Consider the following 1,449-nt stretch of genomic DNA (forward strand, 5'->3'; position numbering starts at 1 on the left):
GTCGCCCGTTTCGATGGCGGCATGCTGTCGTCGGACAGTGGCGTTCTGGCTCTAGCAGAGGTGGAGAAACGACTGCGGGTGGCCGACCGTCTGGCGCGCTGCATCGATGATCCACGCAGCCCGGACCAGGTCATCCACAACTTTGCAGATATGATCGGCTTCCGCATGAAGATGATCGCCGCCGGTTACGAGGATGGCGACGACGCCAACCGGCTGCGTTCCGACCCGGTCTTCAAGATGGCCCAGGATGCGCCCCCTTCGGGTCGGGATCTGGCGTCGCAATCGACGATGTGTCGGCTGGAGAAATACCCGATGTGCGCTCGCTGCTCGCCATGGGCCGGACGATGGTCGACCTCTACTGCGCCTCCTTCCTGGCAGATTCCGAAGCGGATCGGGCTCGACATCGACGACACGTTTGACGCCGTGCACGGCAACCAGCAGCTCCGCCTCTTCAATGCCCATCACGACGAGTACGGCTTCCAGCCGATCGTTGTGTTCGATGGCGACGGCCGGTTCGTGGCTGCTGTCCTACGACCGGCCAAGCGCCAAGCGGGGCTGAGATCCGCGCTCACCTGCGCCGCCTCGTGCGGGCGATCCGGAGCAACTGGCCGAACATCCGGATCCTGATCCGGGCCGACGGTCACTATTGCAGCCCGCAGATCATCGACTGGTGCCGCGCCAACGATGTCGACTTCATCCTCGGCGTACCGCCCACCACGACCCTGCGCAAGCATGTCGCGGACCTGGAAGCCCCCACGACGGCGCGCTTTGAAGCGTCACCGAAGACGAACAAGGTCCGCAGGTTCAAGGAGTTCCTGGATGGGGCCGCCAGCTGGAGCCGCGTCGAGCGCATCATAGCGCGGGTCGAGGTCGGCGCCCAAGGTGCTGACACCCGCTTCATCGTCACCAACCTCGCCGGTGGAAAGGCCAAGGCGCTCTACGAGGATGTCTACTGCCGGCGCGGAGCGGCCGAGAACCACATCAAGTCCTGGAAGACGCATCTCGCCGCCGACCGAACGTCCTGCACAAGAGCGACGGCCAACCAGTTCCGGCTGTTCCTGCATGTCGGCGCCTACTGGCTCATGTGGGGCCTGCGCGCTGCGCCGAAACGCTCCAGCTTTGCCGTCGCGCAATTCGACACGCTGCGTTTGCGCCTCATCAAGATCGCTGCGCGGGTGGTCGAGATGAAGACGCAAATCCGCCTGCACCTGCCGACATCCTGCCCCGACCAACGCATCCTGCGCATCGTCCTCGATCGCATTCCGCGGCTCGCGACATAACCATGGGGCGCAGACGCCCCGAAACGAACCCGCCGACCGCAACCTGCAAACCCACCTGCCATCACGACGGATCACCGCCGGCGCCTGACGAGGTTCGCGGAAAAGCGCCCAACAGCGGCCACATCGCCGCTTCAGGCCGCCAAAACGTCCTCGCCGTGCATCAAGGCGG

1 pseudogene is annotated in these 1,449 nt (G+C 64.9%); it reads left to right on the forward strand.

From position 1 onward, the window contains the following. The first annotated feature begins 21 nt into the window (after positions 1-21). Positions 22-1,280 (forward strand): annotated as a pseudogene (locus NKJ73_RS33980) (IS1380 family transposase). The last annotated feature ends 169 nt before the right edge of the window (positions 1,281-1,449 follow it).

This window comes from Mesorhizobium sp. M0074, from assembly GCF_040322975.1.
GTDB lineage: Bacteria > Pseudomonadota > Alphaproteobacteria > Rhizobiales > Rhizobiaceae > Mesorhizobium.